At 73.2% G+C, this 18,506-nt stretch carries 16 protein-coding genes; 7 read left to right on the top strand and 9 right to left on the bottom strand.

All coding sequences use genetic code 11. The features are described from left to right. Positions 1-75 precede the first annotated feature (75 nt). Positions 76-3,183, bottom strand: coding sequence for a M4 family metallopeptidase (locus AC4MBH_RS20125; RefSeq protein ID WP_491797179.1), 3,108 nt, complete (start codon positions 3,181-3,183; stop codon positions 76-78). A gap of 251 nt (positions 3,184-3,434) precedes the next feature. Here AC4MBH_RS20125 and AC4MBH_RS20120 point away from each other — a divergent pair, with 251 nt between their 5' ends. From AC4MBH_RS20120 to AC4MBH_RS20110, 3 genes are all read left to right on the top strand, one after another. Then, entirely contained in the window at positions 3,435-6,173 is a 2,739-nt protein-coding gene (locus tag AC4MBH_RS20120) for an FtsK/SpoIIIE family DNA translocase (protein WP_491797178.1), read from the top strand. Next, a complete protein-coding gene (locus AC4MBH_RS20115) occupies positions 6,170-7,648 on the top strand; it encodes a helix-turn-helix domain-containing protein (RefSeq protein WP_491797177.1) in 1,479 nt (492 codons plus the stop codon). Before AC4MBH_RS20120 ends, AC4MBH_RS20115 begins: the two co-directional genes overlap by 4 nt. Before the next feature lie 111 nt (positions 7,649-7,759). After that, positions 7,760-8,059 carry a hypothetical protein gene (locus tag AC4MBH_RS20110; RefSeq protein WP_491797176.1) on the top strand — a complete coding sequence of 100 codons (300 nt, stop codon included), beginning with the start codon at positions 7,760-7,762 and terminating at the stop codon, positions 8,057-8,059. Positions 8,060-8,073: 14 nt separating this feature from the next. On the opposite strand, the gene AC4MBH_RS20105 is transcribed toward AC4MBH_RS20110, so the two are convergent. Further along, positions 8,074-9,345 carry an MFS transporter gene (locus tag AC4MBH_RS20105; protein WP_491797175.1) on the bottom strand — a complete coding sequence of 424 codons (1,272 nt, stop codon included), beginning with the start codon at positions 9,343-9,345 and terminating at the stop codon, positions 8,074-8,076. Between the two features lie 59 nt (positions 9,346-9,404). Here AC4MBH_RS20105 and AC4MBH_RS20100 point away from each other — a divergent pair, with 59 nt between their 5' ends. Further along, on the top strand, positions 9,405-10,322 hold the full coding sequence (locus AC4MBH_RS20100; protein WP_491797174.1) for a DeoR/GlpR family DNA-binding transcription regulator: 918 nt from the start codon (positions 9,405-9,407) through the stop codon (positions 10,320-10,322). A gap of 166 nt (positions 10,323-10,488) precedes the next feature. Here AC4MBH_RS20100 and AC4MBH_RS20095 read toward each other — a convergent pair whose 3' ends face one another. Together AC4MBH_RS20095 and AC4MBH_RS20090 are read right to left on the bottom strand one after the other, a co-directional pair. Next, complete coding sequence (locus tag AC4MBH_RS20095) at positions 10,489-11,883, bottom strand: SMI1/KNR4 family protein (RefSeq protein WP_491797173.1); 1,395 nt, start codon at positions 11,881-11,883, stop codon at positions 10,489-10,491. A 150-nt stretch (positions 11,884-12,033) separates the two neighbouring features. Beyond that, the gene (locus AC4MBH_RS20090; protein WP_491797172.1) at positions 12,034-12,567 is read right to left on the bottom strand and encodes a GNAT family N-acetyltransferase; all 534 of its coding nucleotides are present in this window, start codon (positions 12,565-12,567) and stop codon (positions 12,034-12,036) included. 190 nt (positions 12,568-12,757) lie between these two features. On the opposite strand from AC4MBH_RS20090, the gene AC4MBH_RS20085 reads away from it, so the two are divergent. Both AC4MBH_RS20085 and AC4MBH_RS20080 read left to right on the top strand, forming a co-directional pair. Then, positions 12,758-13,099 carry a hypothetical protein gene (locus AC4MBH_RS20085; RefSeq protein ID WP_491797171.1) on the top strand — a complete coding sequence of 114 codons (342 nt, stop codon included), beginning with the start codon at positions 12,758-12,760 and terminating at the stop codon, positions 13,097-13,099. 26 nt (positions 13,100-13,125) lie between these two features. After that, entirely contained in the window at positions 13,126-13,764 is a 639-nt protein-coding gene (locus tag AC4MBH_RS20080; protein ID WP_491797170.1) for a hypothetical protein, read from the top strand. 59 nt (positions 13,765-13,823) lie between these two features. Here AC4MBH_RS20080 and AC4MBH_RS20075 read toward each other — a convergent pair whose 3' ends face one another. After that, positions 13,824-14,345: an SMI1/KNR4 family protein gene (locus AC4MBH_RS20075; RefSeq protein ID WP_491797169.1), complete on the bottom strand. Its 522-nt coding sequence runs from the start codon at positions 14,343-14,345 to the stop codon at positions 13,824-13,826. 255 nt (positions 14,346-14,600) lie between these two features. After that, the gene (locus AC4MBH_RS20070) at positions 14,601-14,927 is read right to left on the bottom strand and encodes a hypothetical protein (RefSeq protein WP_491797284.1); all 327 of its coding nucleotides are present in this window, start codon (positions 14,925-14,927) and stop codon (positions 14,601-14,603) included. Between AC4MBH_RS20070 and AC4MBH_RS20065 the strand changes: the two genes are divergently transcribed. Further along, entirely contained in the window at positions 14,895-15,746 is an 852-nt protein-coding gene (locus AC4MBH_RS20065; protein WP_491797168.1) for an NAD(P)-binding domain-containing protein, read from the top strand. The genes AC4MBH_RS20070 and AC4MBH_RS20065 overlap by 33 nt on opposite strands. Before the next feature lie 35 nt (positions 15,747-15,781). Here the strand turns inward: AC4MBH_RS20065 and AC4MBH_RS20060 are convergent, their stop codons facing one another. From AC4MBH_RS20060 to AC4MBH_RS20050, 3 genes are all read right to left on the bottom strand, one after another. Beyond that, positions 15,782-15,985, bottom strand: a complete 204-nt coding sequence (locus AC4MBH_RS20060; RefSeq protein ID WP_491797167.1) for a hypothetical protein — start codon at positions 15,983-15,985, stop codon at positions 15,782-15,784. A 322-nt stretch (positions 15,986-16,307) separates the two neighbouring features. Continuing rightward, on the bottom strand, positions 16,308-17,750 hold the full coding sequence (locus AC4MBH_RS20055; RefSeq protein ID WP_491797166.1) for a hypothetical protein: 1,443 nt from the start codon (positions 17,748-17,750) through the stop codon (positions 16,308-16,310). Further along, a complete protein-coding gene (locus tag AC4MBH_RS20050; protein ID WP_491797165.1) occupies positions 17,743-18,243 on the bottom strand; it encodes a sigma-70 family RNA polymerase sigma factor in 501 nt (166 codons plus the stop codon). Before AC4MBH_RS20050 ends, AC4MBH_RS20055 begins: the two co-directional genes overlap by 8 nt. Between the last annotated feature and the right edge of the window lie 263 nt (positions 18,244-18,506).

Here is an 18,506-nt window from a genome sequence, read left to right as displayed (position 1 = left end):
CGTCCGAGACCTCCGGACGCGACGAGGCCCCGCCGGGACGAGCCCGGCGGGGCCTCGAGCGTGGTGCGGCGGGTGCTACCCGATGATGCGGACCCGGACCCAGTCGGCGCTGGGCTTGACGGTCCTGCTGCCGAGATAGGCGACCTTGAGCGCCACCCGACCAGGACCGACCTGCTTGCGGATCGTGATCGCCACACGTCCCTCGGAGAGGTTGCCGAAGCCGACGCGCTGGCCCTTCCACGTGATCTTCACGTTGCCGGTGGCGGGGCCGCCGGAGTTCTTGACCACCCTCGTCCGGACGTCGAAGTTCTTGCCGAGCAGCTTGCGCTTGGCGGTCTTGGCCGTGGTGGTGCTGCCCGTGCGGGCCGCCTGAGCCTTGTCGCAGACGGTGACCTTGAGGTTGTCGAGGTACCAGCCGTCGATGCCGCCGCAGCCGTCGCGACCGATGTCGAAGCGGAACCGGACCTGGTCGCCGGCCTGCACGCCGACCCCGGCCAGGTCGACGATCGAGGTGCCCCAGCTGCCCCGGACCTCGCCGCCGTCGGTGCCGGAGAACCCGGCCTCGCCGGCGAGCGGGTTGCTGTTGCCCTCGCCGACGGTCGTCAGCGTCGTGTTGGTCTTGTTGAAGACGTAGTCCGACGGGTCGACCACGTCGAAGGGACCCTGGTTGACGCTGATCTTCAGGTTCCCGCCGTCGAAGCCGGCCTCGGTCGCCACGTAGTGGTCGAAGGAGAACTTGGCCCGGGGCAGGTTCCCCGGCATCGTCACGACCGGGCTGATGATCGTGTCGCGGCTGCTGAAGTCGGTGACGCCGTCACCACTGCAGCTGCCCCGGTCGGGTGCGGGACCGTAGGCCACGCCGCCGTCACGACCGCCCGGGGCGGACGAGTCGGCCCGCCACGGCGCGCCGAAGCCGCCCTGGTACTCGCCGAGGTCGGCGATCTCCTGGTCGCGCTCCCACCCGGCCAGGCCGTCCTCGAAGCCCTCGCTCCACACGGTGGAGGTCTTGAAGCCCTGGCCGCAGGCGCCCGGGGCGTTCTTGGCGAGCAGCGGGCGGAAGTTGCACCGCTCGGGCGCACCGGAGCGCATCTCGGTGGCCGCGATGGCCGCGGTGACCGAGGCGCAGTCGGTCGCCGCGATCGGCGCGGCGGGCTCGGCGGGGGCGTCCTCCTCGGTGGTGACGACGTTGATCTCCTCGCCCACGAGGTCGACGCACGACTGCTCCCAGGCGTCGGCGGCGTTGGCGAAGTTGGACGCGGGCGTCAGGTAGGTGCTCTGGGCGCGCCACCAGATCGCGGCGGCCTTGTCGATGCCCAGGCCGAGGACGACCTGTCCGTTGGACGTGCCACCGTCGACGACGAGGGCGTAGGCCTTGTTGGGCACCCCGGAGTTGCTGTGCACGCCGCCGCTATCGGTCAGGAGCGGGTCGCACTTGTACTCGGCGTCCGAGACCTTGCCCGGGTCGCCGTAGCAGGTCGGGTTCCACATGTCGCGGATCGCGCCGCCGAAGGCCTCGGACTTCTCACCGATCAGCCAGCGCGTGGTGTCGGGCCGCTCGGAGATGTCCTCGGCCGTGACCGTGACGTCGACCTGGCCGGCGGACTTGATGCGCGCGCCGTCGGACTGGCCGACCATGACGCCGTACAGGTCGGGGTCGCCGCTGAAGCCGGCCGGGATGTCGGTGTTGTTGTTGCCGATCACGATGCCGGTGGCGCCGGCGGCCTCGGCGTTGGCGACCTTCACAGAGAAGTTGCACGAGCCGCGGTCTACGTAGGCCCACTTGCCGCTGACGGCGGGGGCGTTGTCGAACGTCGTGCAGCCGTCGGTCGTGCTCGGCCCGGCGTCGTTGGCCGCGTCGGTGGCGACGACGACCTGGGCGTTGATGGGCGTCGTGGTGAACGGCTTGGCGCCCGTGGCGGCCACGGCGAAGCAGGGTCCGGCGACGGTCGCCGGAGCGGTGATCACGAGCTCGAGGCCCGGGGGAGCGGCGGCGCCGCAGTCACCGTCGGCACGCTTGGTGGTGAAGTTCTCGCCCTCGTCCTCGCGGCCGTTGACCATGTCGAGGGTCTCGCCCCAGACGTCGGAGTAGGACTCGTTGAGCGCGCCGGGCTGGTACTGGTAGATCAGGCCGGAGGTGTACTCGGTGTAGGCGTGGCCCCACTCGTGGCTGACGATGTCGTCGGAGGTGACGCCGTCGCAGTAGTTGGTGGTGACGCCGTTCCAGTTGGCGTTGGGGCACTCGATGCGCGGGTCGTTGTTGACCGTCCTCATCGTGGCGCCCTCGCCGTCGTAGGAGTCGCGGCCGAAGCTGTTGGCGAACATCCAGTAGGACTCGCCGGCGGAGTTGACCAGGTTGAGCTGGTCCTGGTTGAGGCCGGCGGTGGGGTCACCCTCCTGCCAGACCAGGTCCTCGGCAGCGGGGCTGCCCTCGTAGAGCTCGCGGTCGAGCGCGTTGGCGATCGTGGTCCACCGGTTGACGGCCTTGTTGGTGGTGGCGTCGACGACCACGACGTCGCGGATGTTCTTGGCGTTGGACACCTCGACGACGTAGGCGAGCACGGGCTTGCCCGCCACTCCGCGCAGCGCGCCGGTGCGGTAGACGACGAGTTCGGTGGAGGCGGCCCGGATGCCGGTGGTATCGGCCTCGGCGCCACCCTCGGCGGTCGGCGGGACGGCTCGGACGATCGACACGGCACGGGCGCCGGCCTCGGCGGCCGCGACGGAGGGGGTGACCGGGAGGTCGAGGTCAGGGGCCGCGAGGGCGCTCACCGCGTTGAGGTCGCCGTCGTCGTCGAGGCTGGCCTTGATCGTGCCGCCGAAGACGGGGACGCCGCGGTGGGTCTGCTCGAAGGTGACGACCCAGCCGTAGCGGTCCTGGACGACGTCGGTCTGCACCAGCTGGCCCTCGGCCAGGCCGAAGGCCGAGCCGAACCGCTCGAGGTAGGCGGTGGCCTTGGCCGACGCGCCGGCGCGGTCGGTGGCGGCCACTCCGGGAAGGAGGTCGGCGTCCGCCGAGCCGCGGGCGGCCGCGAAGCCCAGCGCTCCGGTGGAGCGCTCGGTGCGGACCCGCACGTTGCCGTCGGCCGTCGAGCGCATCTGCGTCACCGCCGAGGGGTCGTCGGCGGTGCGAGGCGCGCCGACAGCGGCTGACGGCGAGCCCGGGACGAGGGACAGGCCCGTCACCGCGACTGCCAGGCTCAGCCCGGTCTTGAAAAATTTCACTAGTTGTTCCCTCCGAGACAGTGAAGTTGCGGCGGATCTGTGATCCAGCCCACCGAAGAGGCAATCTAGGCACCACGACACCGGAAGGTCTACGTCCCGGTAGTCACAACCAGGTAAAGGCTGGATCGCTCGCGTGACACGAGTGGTCGGTGGGGACGACACGCATCCGAGTGATCCCTGGGACGGATGTGGCGATCGCCTAGGTTGATGACATGGCGACCCGTACGTCTTCCCCGCCGGGGTCGCGCAGCTCAGGCACGTCCCGGACCGCCAAGGCCCGGGGTACGACGAGCAGCTCGTCCCGGACCGCACGGAAGACGCCCCCCAAGAAGAGCGGCCCCGCGCGGACCGGCAGCACCAAGGCCCGCACGGGCAAGAGCTCCGCGAGCCGCGGGCGGACGACGTCCTCGCGGCGTCCGGCCGCGCGCCCGGCACCGCGGGCGGTCCGCACCGGCACGGGCCCGGTCGCCCGGGTCTTCCTCACCGCCCTGCGCGGGCTCGCCGCCGTCTGGGTGGCGATCGCCCACGGCGTCGGGGCCGCCGCCCGGGGCTTCGGGCGCAGCGCCCGCGACCTCGACCCCGAGCAGCGCCGCGACGGCGCCGGGCTCGCCCTGATCGGCCTGGCCGTCGTGGTCGGCGCGTCGGTGTGGTTCGCCGCACCGGGCGGCGTGATGGACCTGTGCCGCACCGCGGTCGTCGGCACCGTCGGCAAGGTCGGGTGGCTGGTGCCGCTCGCCCTGGTCTGGGCCGGGTGGCGGCTGATGCGGCACCCCGTCGAGCAGGGTCCCGCCGGGCGCCAGGCCGTCGGCTGGGCGGCGCTCGGCATCGGCGTCCTCGGCGTGGTGCACGTCGCCTCCGGCAACCCGCAGCCCGTCGAGGGCGACACCTCCCCGCTGCGCGAGGGCGGCGGCGCGGTCGGCTACGTCGTCTCCTCGCTGCTCCTCGACCTGCTGCAGTCCTCCGCGGTCGTGGTCCCGCTGCTCGTGCTGGTCGCCCTCTTCGGCCTGCTCGTCATCACCGCCACCCCGCTCTACCGCGTGCCCGACCGGCTGCGCGACCTCTACGACTTCGCGCTCGGCCGCCCGCCGCTCGACGACGACCACGGCGACCACCACGACCAGGACGACCGCCCCGTCGACCGCCCCTTCGACCGCCCCGTCGAGGACACGATCGACCCCGCGATGGGCGACCCGGCCTACGACACCCCGGTGCTGGAGGACCGCGAGGTCAAGAAGCGCCGGCGCAGGAAGCCCGAGGTGCCGGTCGAGGCGGTCGTCGAGCCGCCGGCCGACCTCGACCTGGGGCCCGAGACCGAGGCGTTCGACGCCCTCGACGTCGCCCTGGCCCACGACGACCCCGAGGACGTCGTGCCGCCGCCGGCCCGGCCCGCCGCCCCGGCGCGGCCCGACGCCGACGGCCCGCTCGAGCCACCGCCGCACACGCCGATCGAGCCCCGGATGGAGCAGCTCGCGCTCTCGGGCGACATCGTCTACTCGCTGCCCGGCAACGCCGTCCTCAAGGAGGGCTCGCCCCACAAGGCGCGCTCCAAGGCCAGCGACGCCGTCGTCGACCGCCTCACCCAGGTGCTCGAGCAGTTCAACATCGACGCCCAGGTCACCGGCTACACCCGGGGCCCGACCGTCACCCGCTACGAGGTCGAGCTCGGCCCCGCGGTCAAGGTCGAGAAGGTCACCGCGCTGTCGAAGAACATCTCCTACGCCGTGGCGTCGGCCGACGTGCGGATCCTCAGCCCGATCCCCGGCAAGTCGGCGATCGGCATCGAGATCCCCAACCTCGACAAGGAGGTCGTCACCCTCGGCGACGTGCTCCGCTCGGGCACCGCCCGCGGCGACCACCACCCGATGGTCGCCGGCCTCGGCAAGGACGTCGAGGGAGGCTTCGTGGTCGCCAACCTCGCCAAGATGCCGCACCTGCTGGTCGCCGGCGCCACCGGCTCCGGCAAGTCGAGCTTCATCAACTCGATGATCAGCTCGGTGCTGATGCGGGCGACGCCCGACGAGGTGCGGATGATCATGATCGACCCCAAGCGGGTCGAGCTGAACGCCTACGAGGGCGTGCCGCACCTGATCACCCCGATCATCACCAACCCCAAGAAGGCCTCCGAGGCGCTCGCTTGGGTCGTGCGCGAGATGGACCTGCGCTACGACGACCTGGCCAACTTCGGGTTCCGCCACATCGACGACTTCAACAGGTCGGTCCGCGCCGGCAAGGTCGAGGTGCCGGCGGGCAGCGAGCGGGTGCTGACGCCGTACCCCTACCTGCTGGTGATCGTCGACGAGCTCGCCGACCTGATGATGGTCGCGCCGCGCGACGTCGAGGACGCGGTCGTCCGGATCACCCAGCTCGCCCGCGCGGCCGGCATCCACCTGGTGCTCGCCACCCAGCGTCCCTCGGTCGACGTCGTCACCGGCCTGATCAAGGCCAACGTGCCGTCGCGACTGGCGTTCGCGACGTCGTCGCTGGCCGACAGCCGCGTCATCCTCGACCAGCCCGGCGCCGAGAAGCTCGTCGGCCAGGGCGACGGCCTGTTCCTGCCCATGGGCGCCTCCAAGCCCGTGCGCGTGCAGGGGTCGTGGGTGACCGAGGCCGAGATCGCCCAGGTGGTCAAGCACTGCAAGGAGCAGCTCGAGCCCACCTACCGCGACGACGTCACCGCGCCCGCCAAGAGCGACCGGGTGCTCGACGACGACATCGGTGACGACCTCGACCTGGTCGTCCAGGCCATCGAGCTCGTCGTGTCGACCCAGTTCGGGTCGACCTCGATGCTGCAGCGCAAGCTGCGGGTCGGCTTCGCCAAGGCGGGCCGGCTGATGGACATCCTCGAGAGCCGAGGAGTGGTCGGACCCAGCGAGGGCTCCAAGGCCCGCGACGTGCTGGTCAAGCCCGACGAGGTGGACGCCGTGATCATGACCATCCAGGGGGAGCAGTGAGCACCGACCTCTCGAACCCGACCGCCACCGACGTGAGCGGCGCGAGCGGCGCCACGGCGTACGGCACCGACGACGACGCCGTCGAGGTCCGCCGCGACGGGCCGCTGTCGCTGGTCGTCGGCGGCGCCGGCGCCGCCGTCGCGGTGGCCTACCTGCTGCGCGCGCTCGGCTCCGGCTCGGCCCTCGACTGGGTGCTGTGCCTGGTCAGCGGTGTCGTCGGCGTCCTGCACCTCGCCGCGGCCGTCGACTCCCGGGCGCCGCTGATGGTCATCGACCGCCACGGCGTGCGGGTACGCCGCGGCCGCGTCTGGCAGGGCATCTCCTGGCCCGAGGTCGACCGCGTCGAGCACCGCCCACGGGCGTCGCTGCTGCGCGACGGCTCGCTGGGCGTGGTCTCGCTCGACGGCCGGGCGCTGTCGGTGCGGCTGTCGATGTCGACGCGGCTGACCGGCTCCGACTGGCACGAGCTGGGCGACGCCCTGCTCGACCTGAGCGAGGGTCGCACCACGGTCGTCCAGCCCGGGCCCGACGTGACGCCCCCGCTCGCCGAGGCCCCCGAGCCGGCCCGCGACCTCGCCACCGGACGCCGCCACGACGTGCTGCTCGACAAGCGGCCGGCCCCCGAGCCGGCTGGTGCCGCCCTCGACGACGACACCGCCGTCGTGCTCACCACGGTCCCCGCCGTGGCCGCGCCGACCGCCCCCTCGGACCCGTCGGCCACCTCCACCATCGTCATCGACGCCGACGACGTGCCCACGGCACCCGTCGACCCGGTCGTCGGCCCGGTGCTGCAGACCGCCCGCACCCGGGTCGGGCTGAGCATCGACCAGCTCGCCGAGCGGACCCGGATCCGACCCCACGTGATCGAGTCCATCGAGCTCGACGACTTCGGGCCCTGCGGCGGCGACTTCTACGCCCGCGGCCACCTGCGCACCCTCGCCCGCATCCTCGGCGTCGACGTCGAGCCCCTGCTGGCGTCGTACGACGAGCGCTACGCCGGCGCCCCGATCGACGCGCGTCGCGTCTTCGAGGCCGAGCTCGCCACCGGCGCGGGCGGCGCCATCCGCGGCACCCGGGGCCGGCTGAACTGGTCGGTGCTGGTCGCGGCCGTGATGGCCGTGGTGCTCCTGTGGTCGATCACCCGGCTGGTGATGGACGCCCCCGCGCCCGTCTCCGAGCAGGTCGTCCTCAACGGCTCGCCCGGTGGCCGGGCGCAGCCGAGCGGCGCCGAGTCGGCCCGCGTCCCGGTGTCGTTCACCGCCGTCACCGGCGGCGCCCGCGTGATCGTGCGCGACGGTCGCCAGCGCGTGGTCTTCGACCAGGAGGTGCCGTTCAACGGCACCGCCGAGCTCGACGTCGTGCCCCCGGTGCGGGTCAGCTCCACCGACGGCGGCCTCGTCGTCACCGTCGACGGCGAGGAGCAGGGCGCCCTCGGTGCCTCCGGCAAGGACGCCCAGCGGATCTACGTGCCGTAGTGCTGGACGGCGCGATGGCGGGAGTCGGTCCGGCGGGACGGGCGCGGGACGGGTGCCGGGTTGCGTAGGGCCTGGCGGTCCGCTCGACGCCGGCTTCGGGGGTTCGCCACCATGACGGACGAGGAGACGCCGGCCGAGCTGCTGCGAGCGCTGGAGTCCCGGCTCCACATCGTGGAGGGCCTGGTGCGGGTCCTGGACTCGCCCCACGAGTTCGTCGACACCGTCCTGGCCAGCTCGGACCTCCCGGGCACGGTCGAGGCCCTCCGGGACGTCTTCGGGTTCACCGAGGCGCAGGCCCTGTCGGCGCTCGACATGCAGTTCCGCCGGCTCGACCGGACGGCGCAGTCCCGGATTCGCGCCGACCTGGACGCGTTGCGCTCGGACCACGCGCGGCTCGGCCCCTCGGTCTAGCCACGCGGTGGGTGTCACGGGTTCGGGGACGGCACCTCTCGGGGAGCGGCCCCTGCCGACGCCAGGGTGCGCCGACCACGCTCGGCCAGGCCTGCCGCCACGAGGCCGGCGAGGAGTGGCACGACCCAGGCCACCCGCAGGGTGCTGGCGTCGGAGACGACCCCGACGAGGGGTGAGGTGATGAGGAACCCGATGCGCATGAGCCAGCCCAGGATGGCGATACCGGTGCCCTCGGGCAGTCCGGGCACCCGGCCCGCGGCTGCGAACGCCGCGGGGACGAGGGTGGCGCTCCCGAAGCCCGACAGCGCGAGGCCGGCCACCGTCACCGGGTAGCTCGGCGCGACGACGGCCACGAGTGCGCCCAGCGCGATCAGCAGCCCGCCGCCGCGCGCGACCCGATCGCGGCCCCACCGGTCGGTCATCGGGTCGCCGCAGAGTCGGCCGACGAACTGGGCGGCCAGCATGACGCTCACCCCCAGCCCGGCGACGGCGAGCGGCGCGTCGGTCTCGGTCTGCAGGTACAGCACGGACCAGTTGTTGGCGACGTCCTCGACGAGGGTCCCGCAGATCGCGAGCAGCACGATGGGCGCCAGCAGCGTCCAGGCGCTCCGCCGTGACGGCGGCGGCGTCGACGGCGGCGACGGCGTCCCCGGGACGGGGTGCCCCACCTGGTCCGCGTCCCGCGCCCCGGCCGCCGGGTCGGGTGCGGGGGGCAGCCGCGTGACGAGGGTGGCGACGACGGCGACGGTCGCCCACACGGTGCCGTTGACGACCATCTGCACGGTGAGGCCCACGTCGTTCGCGGCGCACCAGGCGCCGATCAGGCCGCCGGACGCAGCACCCAGGCTCCACAGCGCGTGCAACGAGTTGATGATCGAGCGTCCGACGCGGTCCTCGACCAGCACGCCGTGGATGTTCTGGGCGGCGTCGACGACGGCATCGATCGCGCCGGCGGCGAACAGCGCTGCAGCGAACAGCGCAGCGGACGTCGAGGCCGCCGCGAGGGCGAACGCGATCGCGAGGAGCACGGACCCGACGGACGCCACCAGGAGGACCCCCAGGGCCCGGGTGACCCGTGCCGCGTAGGCGGCGGCCACGAGCGCACCTGCCGGGAACGCGACCAGGACGAGGCCGAACGCGCTGTTGTCCAGCCCGAGCTGGTCCTTGATCTCGGGGTAGCGGGGGAGCAGCGCAGCCAGCAGCACGCCGTTGGTGAAGAACATCATGGACACGCCCTGACGAGCGCGGCCCGCGGCCGAGGCGGCGCGGGTGCGGGGGTGACTCACGGTCCGGGGCCCTTCATCGGTGGACGCGACGTCGGGACGCTAGGTGCCAGGATGATCACGTGCAACGATCACTTCGGCACTCCGCGATCATCAAGGCGGTCGCCCAGCCGGGTCTCACCTCGGTCGAGGCGCTCGTCGCACTGACCGGCGCGTCCGCCGTCACGATCCGGCGTGACCTGACCGACCTCGAGTCGCGCGGACTCGTGCAGCGCAAGCGCGGCGGTGCCGTCCGAGCCCCGCGGCGCGGGGTCCGCACCCCGTTCACCGCGCGCTACGAGATCGGGAGGGCCGCCAAGCAGGCGCTGGCGGTGCACGCGGCGACCCTCGTGGGGGACGACGACTCGGTCATCCTCGACAACGGGACGACGTGCTTCGCCGTGGCCCAGGAGCTGGTGGGGCGTCCGGTGACGGTGCTGGCCCTGTCGTTGCACGCCGCAGCGGTCCTGGCCGCCCGCCCCGGCGCGACCGTCCTGGTGCCCGGGGGGCCGGTCGAGGTGGACTCGCTGGCCCTGGTGGGGTCGGCGGCGGTCGAGTCGGTCACCGAGACGCTGGCCGACGTGTTCATCCTCGGAGCGTGCTCGGCGTCGCCGGCCCACGGCTTGTCGAGCACGACCTACGAGGACGCCCGGATCAAGCGGGCCGCCATCGGGTCCTCCACCCGGCGGGTGCTGGTCACCACCGGGGAGAAGCTCAAGCAGACCTCCACCTTCCGGTTCGGCGCCATCGGCGACGTCACCGACCTGGTCACCAACACCGACGCACCCCCGGACCTGCTGCGGTGGTTCACCGACGAAGGCGTCCACGTGCACGTCGTACCCCCCGACGAGGGCCGGGCGGGCCACCGTCCTCCACCCCGGCCATCAGGCCATGGCGGCGATGCTGGCGAGGCCGACGGCGAGAGCCACGAGGGCGGCGGCGCGCAGGGGGCTCGCCGAGAGGTCGGCCTCGGTGCCGAACCGGTCGTGGAGACGTCGTAGGTGTCGGGTGATCCTGCCTCCGCGCAGGCCGACGACCAGCAGCACCAGGCACGGCAGGCAGTGGACGACGGAGTAGCCGGCCAGCAGGGCCAGGGCGGTCGCGTGGGTGAGGTCGGCAGGCGTGTCGGCGCCGTGCCGGGCGAGGGAGGCGCCTCCCGCGGCAGGCTCAGCCGCCGAAGGGGTCACCGCCGAACAGACCGCCGTCGACCGGGACGTCGAAGGCGTCGCGGGGTACCGGACCGAGCCCGGCGCCCGCCCGCAGCGCATCGAGGACGTCGAGGTGGGAGGCGAGATCGAGGTCGTGGTCGTCGTCGACCGTGGCCACCGTGAGCGAGCGCGGGACGGCGTCTCGCTCGACGAGCTGGGCCCACAGGTGCGCCCTCGCCCTCATCGCCCGGAGCCGGGGCCAGGACGCCAGCGTCTCGAGACCTGCCTCGTCGAGCGCGGCCGCCGTGATCTCGACGTAGGCGAGCCGGGTCGCACCGCGCCACGGTGCGAGGTCGTCGTCAGGTCCGAACGCGACCTCGGTGGCGGTGGCCGGGTCGGCGACCCCGGAGTGCGGAGGGACGACCGGACTCCACACCTCGAACGACGTCGACACCCAGTCGCCGCGCAGGAACGCCGTCAGCGACGGCGCCACCAGGGAGGGCCCGCCGTTGTCCTCGTGGTGGTACAGGACGACCTGCCCGGAAGCCCCGGCCGGACCCGGCACCAGGTCGACGGCGTAGGTGTTGCCACCGCCGTCGTGTGCGAACGCGACCCATCCCGGGTCGGCCACGGCCGACTGGACCACGTCGGCGTCCCCGGCCGCCGGCGGCGTCGGGACCGGGCGGCCGAGGTCCGTCCACCGCGCCGCGGGGTCCACGACGGTGCCGGGGCCGCTCGTGCCGGCGAGGAGGCCCTCGGCGAGCACCGCGTAGGGCTGGAGGTCGTCCTCGTCCTCGTCCCAGTCCTCGTCCCAGTCCTCGTCTGCCCCGTCGTCCCCGTCCTCGTCGGCGGTGCCGACCAGGACACCCTCGCGGGCCGTCGAGAAGAGCAGCCGCAGCTCCTCGGGGAAGCGCACGCCGCGGGCGCGTTCGGCGGCGTCGATCTCCTCGGGGTGGTGACCCGACCCGTGGCCGCGGTCGACGAGCAGCCGACGGATCTCGTCGAGGTCGTTGTCCGCGACGGCGGACGTGAGCGGGCGCAGCGGCGGTGGTCCCGCGTCCTGGTCGTCGCGGAGCCGCGCGGCGCCGACGTACAGGTTGCCCCAGTCCCGCGGGTCCTGGACGTCGGCGTGCAGGGCCCGCACCCGTCCGTCGGTCGTGGCGACGAGCTGGACCACGCCCGGCGGCAGGTCGTCGCGCCGGAGGAGGTCGTTGGCGAGCGAGCCCAGGGCCGCAGGAGCACGTTCGGTCGGCTCGGCGAGAGGTGCCGCCCGGACGGACGTCGCGCCGTCGCGGACCAGCAGGGACCACTGCCAGACCCGTTGCTCGCCCACCGCGGTGGTGCTGAGCTGCCGGGCCACTGCTCGCAGGCGGTCGGCGAGCGGACCGGCCTGCGACCATCCACTGGCCGTCACCGTGCCCGCACCGCTGGTCCGGGGCTGGTCTGCGTCCTCATCACTCCTCCGTCCTGGCCTTCCTGGCCCGTTCCGGGACACGGCACGAGCGCCTTCCCGGGGCCGGGGTGTCGGAAACCGCGTGGGCCGGTGGGCGCCGTGCGGCGGGAGTCACGGCGCCTCACCGTCGAGTCGCCAGACGCTGACCTCGTCGACCATCCGTGCGCCCAGTCGCTGGTAGAAGCGGTGCGCTGCGGTGTTGTCGTCGAGCACCCACCACTCGAGCCGCCCGCGCGTCTTCCGAGCCTCGTCTGCGAGCCGGTGCATCAGGCGTTCACCCAGCCCGTGACCGCGATAGGACTCTGCGATGAAGAGATCCTCGAGATGAACGCCGCGCCTTCCCGTGACGGTGCTGTAGGTGGGGTAGTGGAGGGCGAAGCCGACAGGACGGCCGTCGACCTCGACGATCAGCGCGTGCGCGAACGCCTCCGGGCCGAAGAGCACGTCGTGGACGTCGGCAACGCGCGCCGAGACCTCGCCGGGGTAGGACTCAGCGATGGCCAGGTCGCGCACGAAGCCCGCGACGACCGCGACGTCCTCGGGGCGAGCCGCTCGGATGACGGTGGTGTCGGGGCCAGGCGCGGGCGGTCCTGCTGGAGGGTGCGACTGCACCGGGTCTGTGTCGGTCATCAGGGCAGCATGCACGTCTCCCACGAGCGGTCGCCGGCAGTTCCCGGGTGCGCCGGCCCGCTGCCCCGAGCCCGAGAAGCCGCGCGGTCCCGTGTCGACCGACCGCCGCTGACGCCGTCGGTGGGACGGCGGGATGGCGGGATGGCGGGATGGCGGGATGGCGGGCCAGGGTTTGGCGGGCCGGTATCGAGGGCAGAGCGCCCCCATGTCCTTCACCGTGGACCCGGACGCCTTGGACCAGCAAGCAGCGCTGCTGCGCGACGAGGTCTCCTACGCGCGGGCGGGGGTGACGTGGACCGAACGGCACATCATGTGCCTGCCGTCCGACGGCGGGTCCGGCATGTTCCGTGACGCCGTCCGTGAGGTCCGCGATGCCGGCGACGTGCTGCAGCGTCTGTTCGTCTCGCTCGACGCGTTCTGGACCTGGTCGGCCGACGAGCTCGGCGAGACGGCGACCTACTACCGCGAGACCGACGAGGCCGAGGCCCAGGCTGCCGACGCCGTCTACGACCAGATGGTGCCCGTTCCCGAAGAGGACCGCTGGTAATGGTCCTGAGGAACCCGCTCGACCACGTGAGCCCTCCCCACCCCAACGACTGGATCTACTTCAGCGACCAGGCCGGCGACGTGCTCGGTTCGCTGACCGTGCCGGCGTGGTTGTCCGCCCTCTTCGAGGCGGCGCTCGGCACCGACCCCGTCGAGTGGGTGGAGCTGCAGTTCGGTGGGGACTGGGCCGCGGTCAGCAGCGCGAGCAACATGTTCCTGAAGTTCGCCGACTGGCTCGACGCCACCCGCCACAACGCCGGTGAGCATGCCTGGGCGGTGACGGAGTCGTGGGACGGCAACGCCGCACTCGCCGCTCGGGCCCAGTTCTTCGACGCCCAGACGCACCTCGAAGAGGTCCCCGACCTCCTGCGCGAGATGGCGGCAGCCAGCGAGTGGGTCGCGGGCCAGATGTTCTCGGCCAAGACCTTCGTCTCCGAGACCATCTCGGCCCTCATCACCCTCGCGGTGTCCGTGTACGTCCCGGCGCTGATCCTCACGTTCATCCCGAAGGTCGTGAAGTGGCTGACCGACCTCGTCGCCTGGGCCACGATCACGATCCAGTCGATCTCGGTGGGGTTCAGCGGCATGGTCGGCGCATCGCAGCGGCTCGCCGCCCTGCCGGTCATCGACCTCGGTCTGGGCTACGACAACTCCCTGCACGCCTGAGGTCGATCGACCGCCCGGAGCCGGAGCAGGCACACCTCGACCCTCGTCCGGCTCCAGGCTCACACGTCGAGCACGCGCTCCTCGCGGTGCACCGGGGCGCCGCCGAAGCGGGCGCGTAGACCGTCGACGACGTCGAGGTGCTCGGCAAAGGTGAGGTCGTCGGCGTCCGCCACGGTCGCCACCTCGAGGGTGCTCGGCACGACGTCTGCCCGCAACGCGGCGTTCCAGGTCGTCGCTGTCGCGACGAGCCGCTGGAGCTGCGGGCGGGCCCGGATGGCTGCTACCGCGGAGTCGGGGTCGGCGGCGGCGTCGGCGCCCCTGGTCAGGTCGAGGTCCTCGCCTCTCGGTGCTTCCTCGGGAGTGCCGTGCGCCTCCGGGGCGTGGCCGCCAGAGGCCCAGCGGTCTGGGACCCAGTCGCCCTCCAGGAACGCCTGCAGCGAGTGCGCGACCAGCACCGGTGGCTCGTCGGAGCGTTCGTGGTCGAACTGGACGACCTGACCCACCCGCCCCGCCGGTCCCGGCACCAGGTCCAGCGCGAAGCGGTTCCCGCCGCCGTCGTCGGCGGGCCACCCAGCCGGCATCGGCGATCGCCGGCTGCACGACGTCGTCCGACCGGACCGTCCGGAGGGCCGGTAGGGGACGGTCGGGCTGGCCCCACCGGTCGTGCGGGTCGACGAGGCTCTCGAGGCCGGTGGCCCCCGTGTCCAGGTCGACCACTGCCTCGGCGTACGGCACGCGTCCCTGTCGCTGGTCCCGCCATCGCCGCCACGCCCCGCCACGGCCCGACCGCTCGGCGTCGACGAGGACCCCCTCGCGGACCAACGAGAACAACAGCGTCAGCTCCTCGGGGAACGGGATGCCCCGACGGCATTGGGCGGCGGCGATCTCCTCGTGGTGAACCCGCTGGTGTGCTCGCGAGCGGTGAGCAACTCGCGGATGACGGTCAGGTCGTTGTCGGCCGCCCGGCCGCTGCGTGCCGCGAGCGCCGGTGGCGTGGAGGCCGGCGGTTGCAGCCGCACCACCGCGCCGAAGAACGGGCCGGCGACGGGCATCTGGGTGACCTGTGCTCGAAGCACCCGCACGGTGCCGTCGGGTCGGGCCTGGACCTCGGTGGTGCCGGACGGGAACCGGTGGGCCAACCCGGTCAGCCGCGCTCGCTTCACCGCTGGCACCCCGATCCCGGTGGCACACTGCTGCTCGTGGCGAACCGGTCAGCGACGTTCGGCGTCATCGGGGTAGGCGCGATGGGTGCGGCCGTGGTGACAGGTCTGTGCCTGCACGACCCGCCGCCCGTGGTCCTCTCACCGCGCTCGGCTGCCAGGTCAGCAGAGCTGGCTGCCCGTCACCCCACCGTGGCGGTGGCAGCCGACAACCAGGCCGTGGTGGACGCAGCGGACGTCGTGCTGGTGAGTGTCCACCCGGACCGGGCGAAGGAGGTCCTCGCGCCTCTCGAGCTCCGTGCCGACCAGCTCGTGCTCAGCGTGATGGCCGGCGTCCGGTTGGCCGAGGTGCGGCGGCTCGTCGAGGTGCCGGCCCGGGTTGCCGTGGCCGACCCGTTGCCGTCGGTCGCCACGCGTCAGGGCTCGATCCCCGTGCACCCGGACGAACCCGACGCCGTGGCGTTCTGGTCGCGGCTGGGGGACGTGATCGTCACCGCCGACGAGCGCTCGTTCGACGCACTCGGGGTACCTGCCGCGACGATCGCAGCGCACCTCGAGCAGCTCGCCGCCCTGGCCGCCTGGGTCGCCGCCCAGGGCGTGCCGAGCGCGGACGCCGTCCGGCACGTCGCCGCCGTCCACCGCGGACTGGCCGCGCAGCTCGACGGAACGCCCGACCTCGCCGGCCTGGCCGCCGAGGTGGCCACCCCGGGAGGGTTCAACGAGCACTTCGCCCGGAGCATGCGTGACGCCGGCGTGCCCCAGGCGCTCACCGACGGCCTTGACGCGATCTACGCCCGGCTCGTCGCCCCCGGAGCGGACTAGGCGGCTCCGGCGACGGAGCAGCCTCGCCGCGAGGATCAGCGGCGGCGGAACCAGCCAGGACGCGAGCTGGTCCTGCCTTCGTGCGCGGCGACCAGTGCGGCCTTCTCACGGTCGTGAGCGGCCGCCAGGTCCTGGACCGAGTCGTCGTTGCCGGACTCGATGGCGGAGTTGATCGCCCGCACGTAGGAGGTGTGCAGAGAGTTGAGGTCCTCTGCCAGGAGAGTGGATGAAGTGGTCATGTCTCCCTCAGCAACGGCGGGCCTTGGATCGTTCCAAGAAAGCGCCGAATGTGACTCGACGTACATCGACGTGCTGGCGCTCAGTCCGGTTCGCAGACACAGAGCTGGAGAGCCTCGGCCCTGTAGAAGTCGACGGCCTGCTCGCCCCGGGTCGGAGCAGAACCGCTCGCCCATGGTGTGCACCTCCTGCGCCGGGTCGTGGGCATCCTGTCTCCTCCGCCGACGAGCACCAGGGCCATCGTCGCGATCGGGCGGCGGTCGTTCCAGGATCTGTCGACGTCGACCGCAGCTCGTCACGACCGGGTGGTGCCAGCCTGGTCGGTCAGCCGGGCATGCTGCGGCCGGCGGCCTGGAGCATCACCTCGCGCATGAAGGAGTCGAGGCCCTCGGGCTCCAGGGGTCCGCCGAGCTCGCGGTAGGACACCACGACCATCCGACCCAGGTCGGCCAGGACGCTCATCCGCTCGAACCACACGCCGTCGCACCCGGTGCAGGTCTGGGGGGCTGGGTAGACCCAGGTCGCGTAGGTCCCGGCCTCGATCTCGGTCGGGTCGCCCTGGCGCTCGGCACGGGCCAGACCGGAGTCGGCGGGGTCGTCGCAGTCGCGGATCCAGCCGGTGACGGTGGCCTCTGCGGCCTCGGCCTCGGCCTCGCTGGCGTACTGCAGGATCGAGATCCGCACCTGGGCCGCGACGTCCTCGCTGGGGGGCAGGCCGTCGGTCGCACGGATGCGCGCGGTGAAGGTGCGCCGGAGGACCTCCACGGCGGGCAGCCTGGCCTCGGGCTGGCACCCGACCAGCTGCTCGTCGGTGGTCTCGACCTCCTCCCAGGGCGTGAGCCGGTCGCGGGCCGGGAGGTGGCGTGCGTGGGGAGCGAACGTGGGAGAGAGGTCGGGAACGCCGTCAGTGTCCGTCGGCGCGGACTCGCCGTCGGCGAAGACCGCCATCGCCTCGACGGCAGGGCGGACGCGTTCCACGACGACGCCGACGAACGCGCTGCCTGACGCGTCGGTAGCGCCTGCGTCGCCGCCGTTCACGTCGACGAGCAACGCATTCGCCACCCGGACGAGCTGGTGGACCGTCAGTGCCGGGTCCGGCTGGCCCTGGGTGAGGTCGCGGCGGGTCACGATGACCGAGTCCTGGCCGAACGCCGCCTCGGACTCCGACCAGGCGCTGCCACTGGCTTCGCCCTGCTCGGCGCAGTCGTCCACGGCGTCGCGGAAGGCCTGCAGCGCGGCGGCCGCGGCCTCGGCGGTGGGGTAGAGCACCAGGCTCCGGGCCCGGCCGTCCTCGGCCCCCCCGTAGGTCGCCCCGGCGACGTCGAGGGCGTCGGAGGGCGGTGCCCACGCCGTCTGCTCGCAGGGATCGATCGAGGTCACCCCCGGTGTCTGCGTCGCCACGACGGGCGTGCCGTCGCCGTCGGTCGCGGGGTAGCGCGCGGTCAGTGGGAAGGTGTCCGGGATCGCTGACTCGACGGCGTCGGGAGTCGCCGTCCTGGTCGGCCCCTCGCTCGGCGGGTCGCTGGTCGTCGCGTACGGCGGAGCGGGCCGCGCGTCGTCGCCGCCCCCGGAGGCGAGCACCGCCGCGGGGGTGACGACCAGGGCGACGGCGAGCGCTGCGCCCGCCGCCGCGAGCGACGTACGGCGCCGGCGGAGCCGGTCGCCCCGGCGCCGCACCTCGGCGGGGCTGGCCGGGCGCACCGCGGCGGTGGCAGTGGCGGTGGCGGCAGCGAGATCGCGCAGCCGGTCGTTCACGGGGTCAGACATGGCTCATGCCCTCCTGGGGGTCCTCGGCGAGCAGATGGGCGAGGAGGGCTCGGCCGCGGCTGAGCCGGGCCTTGACCGTCCCCTCGGGGGCGCCGACCTCGACGGCCACGGCGGCCACCGGCAGGTCGACGAGGTGGTGCAGCACGATGACGCGCCGCTGCGGCTCGGGCAGCTGCGCCAGCGCCCGCACCAGCGCGACGTGCTGCTCGTCGGGCGCGACCGCCCTGGTGGGCGCGGCCAGCGCCCGATCCGGTGGGCGCCGCGCGTGGCTGCGGCGACGCCAACGACTGATGGCGATCCGGTGCGCGGTGGTGCGCACCCAGGCCTCGGGGTGCTCGGCGCGCTCCAGCTTGCGACGGTGTGACCAGGCGCGGGCGAACGCCTCCTGCACGCACTCCTGCGCCTCGTCCAGGTCACCGATCATCGCGTACACCTGGCCGGTCACCCGGCGGAACGAGGCGGTGTAGAACTCGTCGAACTCAGCCTCGTCCACGGCCGTCCTCCTCTGTCGCGTCATCTGTCAGTAGAGGTACGTCTGCACCCCGCCACCGGTTGCACGCCCGCACCGGGAATCTCCGACCAGCCCGGGCGGACGCGCCAGGAGCAGCGACCACGCCGGCCGGCAGCGCGACGACGGCGATGGTGCCGGACCGGGCCGTCGTGGACGCTTCCGTGCTCACCGGCCTGTGACGCCCGGTCGACGCTCCTGGTTGTCCCGGGACGGCCGGACCCCGTGGCTCGGGCGGCCGTCGCGCC

This window comes from Nocardioides sp. WJ219 (assembly GCF_058559815.1).
The sequence above is the reverse complement of the archived record's forward strand: the minus strand, read 5'-3'. Positions and strand labels throughout refer to the sequence as shown.

Coding starts and splice junctions, on each gene's coding strand:
- AC4MBH_RS20120 (WP_491797178.1), top strand. CDS start 3,435: ATGGCGACCCGTACGTCTTCCCCGCCGGGGTCGCGCAGCTCAGGCACG.
- AC4MBH_RS20110 (WP_491797176.1), top strand. CDS start 7,760: ATGACGGACGAGGAGACGCCGGCCGAGCTGCTGCGAGCGCTGGAGTCC.
- AC4MBH_RS20060 (WP_491797167.1), bottom strand. CDS start 15,985: ATGACCACTTCATCCACTCTCCTGGCAGAGGACCTCAACTCTCTGCAC.
- AC4MBH_RS20055 (WP_491797166.1), bottom strand. CDS start 17,750: ATGTCTGACCCCGTGAACGACCGGCTGCGCGATCTCGCTGCCGCCACC.
- AC4MBH_RS20075 (WP_491797169.1), bottom strand. CDS start 14,345: ATGCCGGCTGGGTGGCCCGCCGACGACGGCGGCGGGAACCGCTTCGCG.
- AC4MBH_RS20085 (WP_491797171.1), top strand. CDS start 12,758: ATGTCCTTCACCGTGGACCCGGACGCCTTGGACCAGCAAGCAGCGCTG.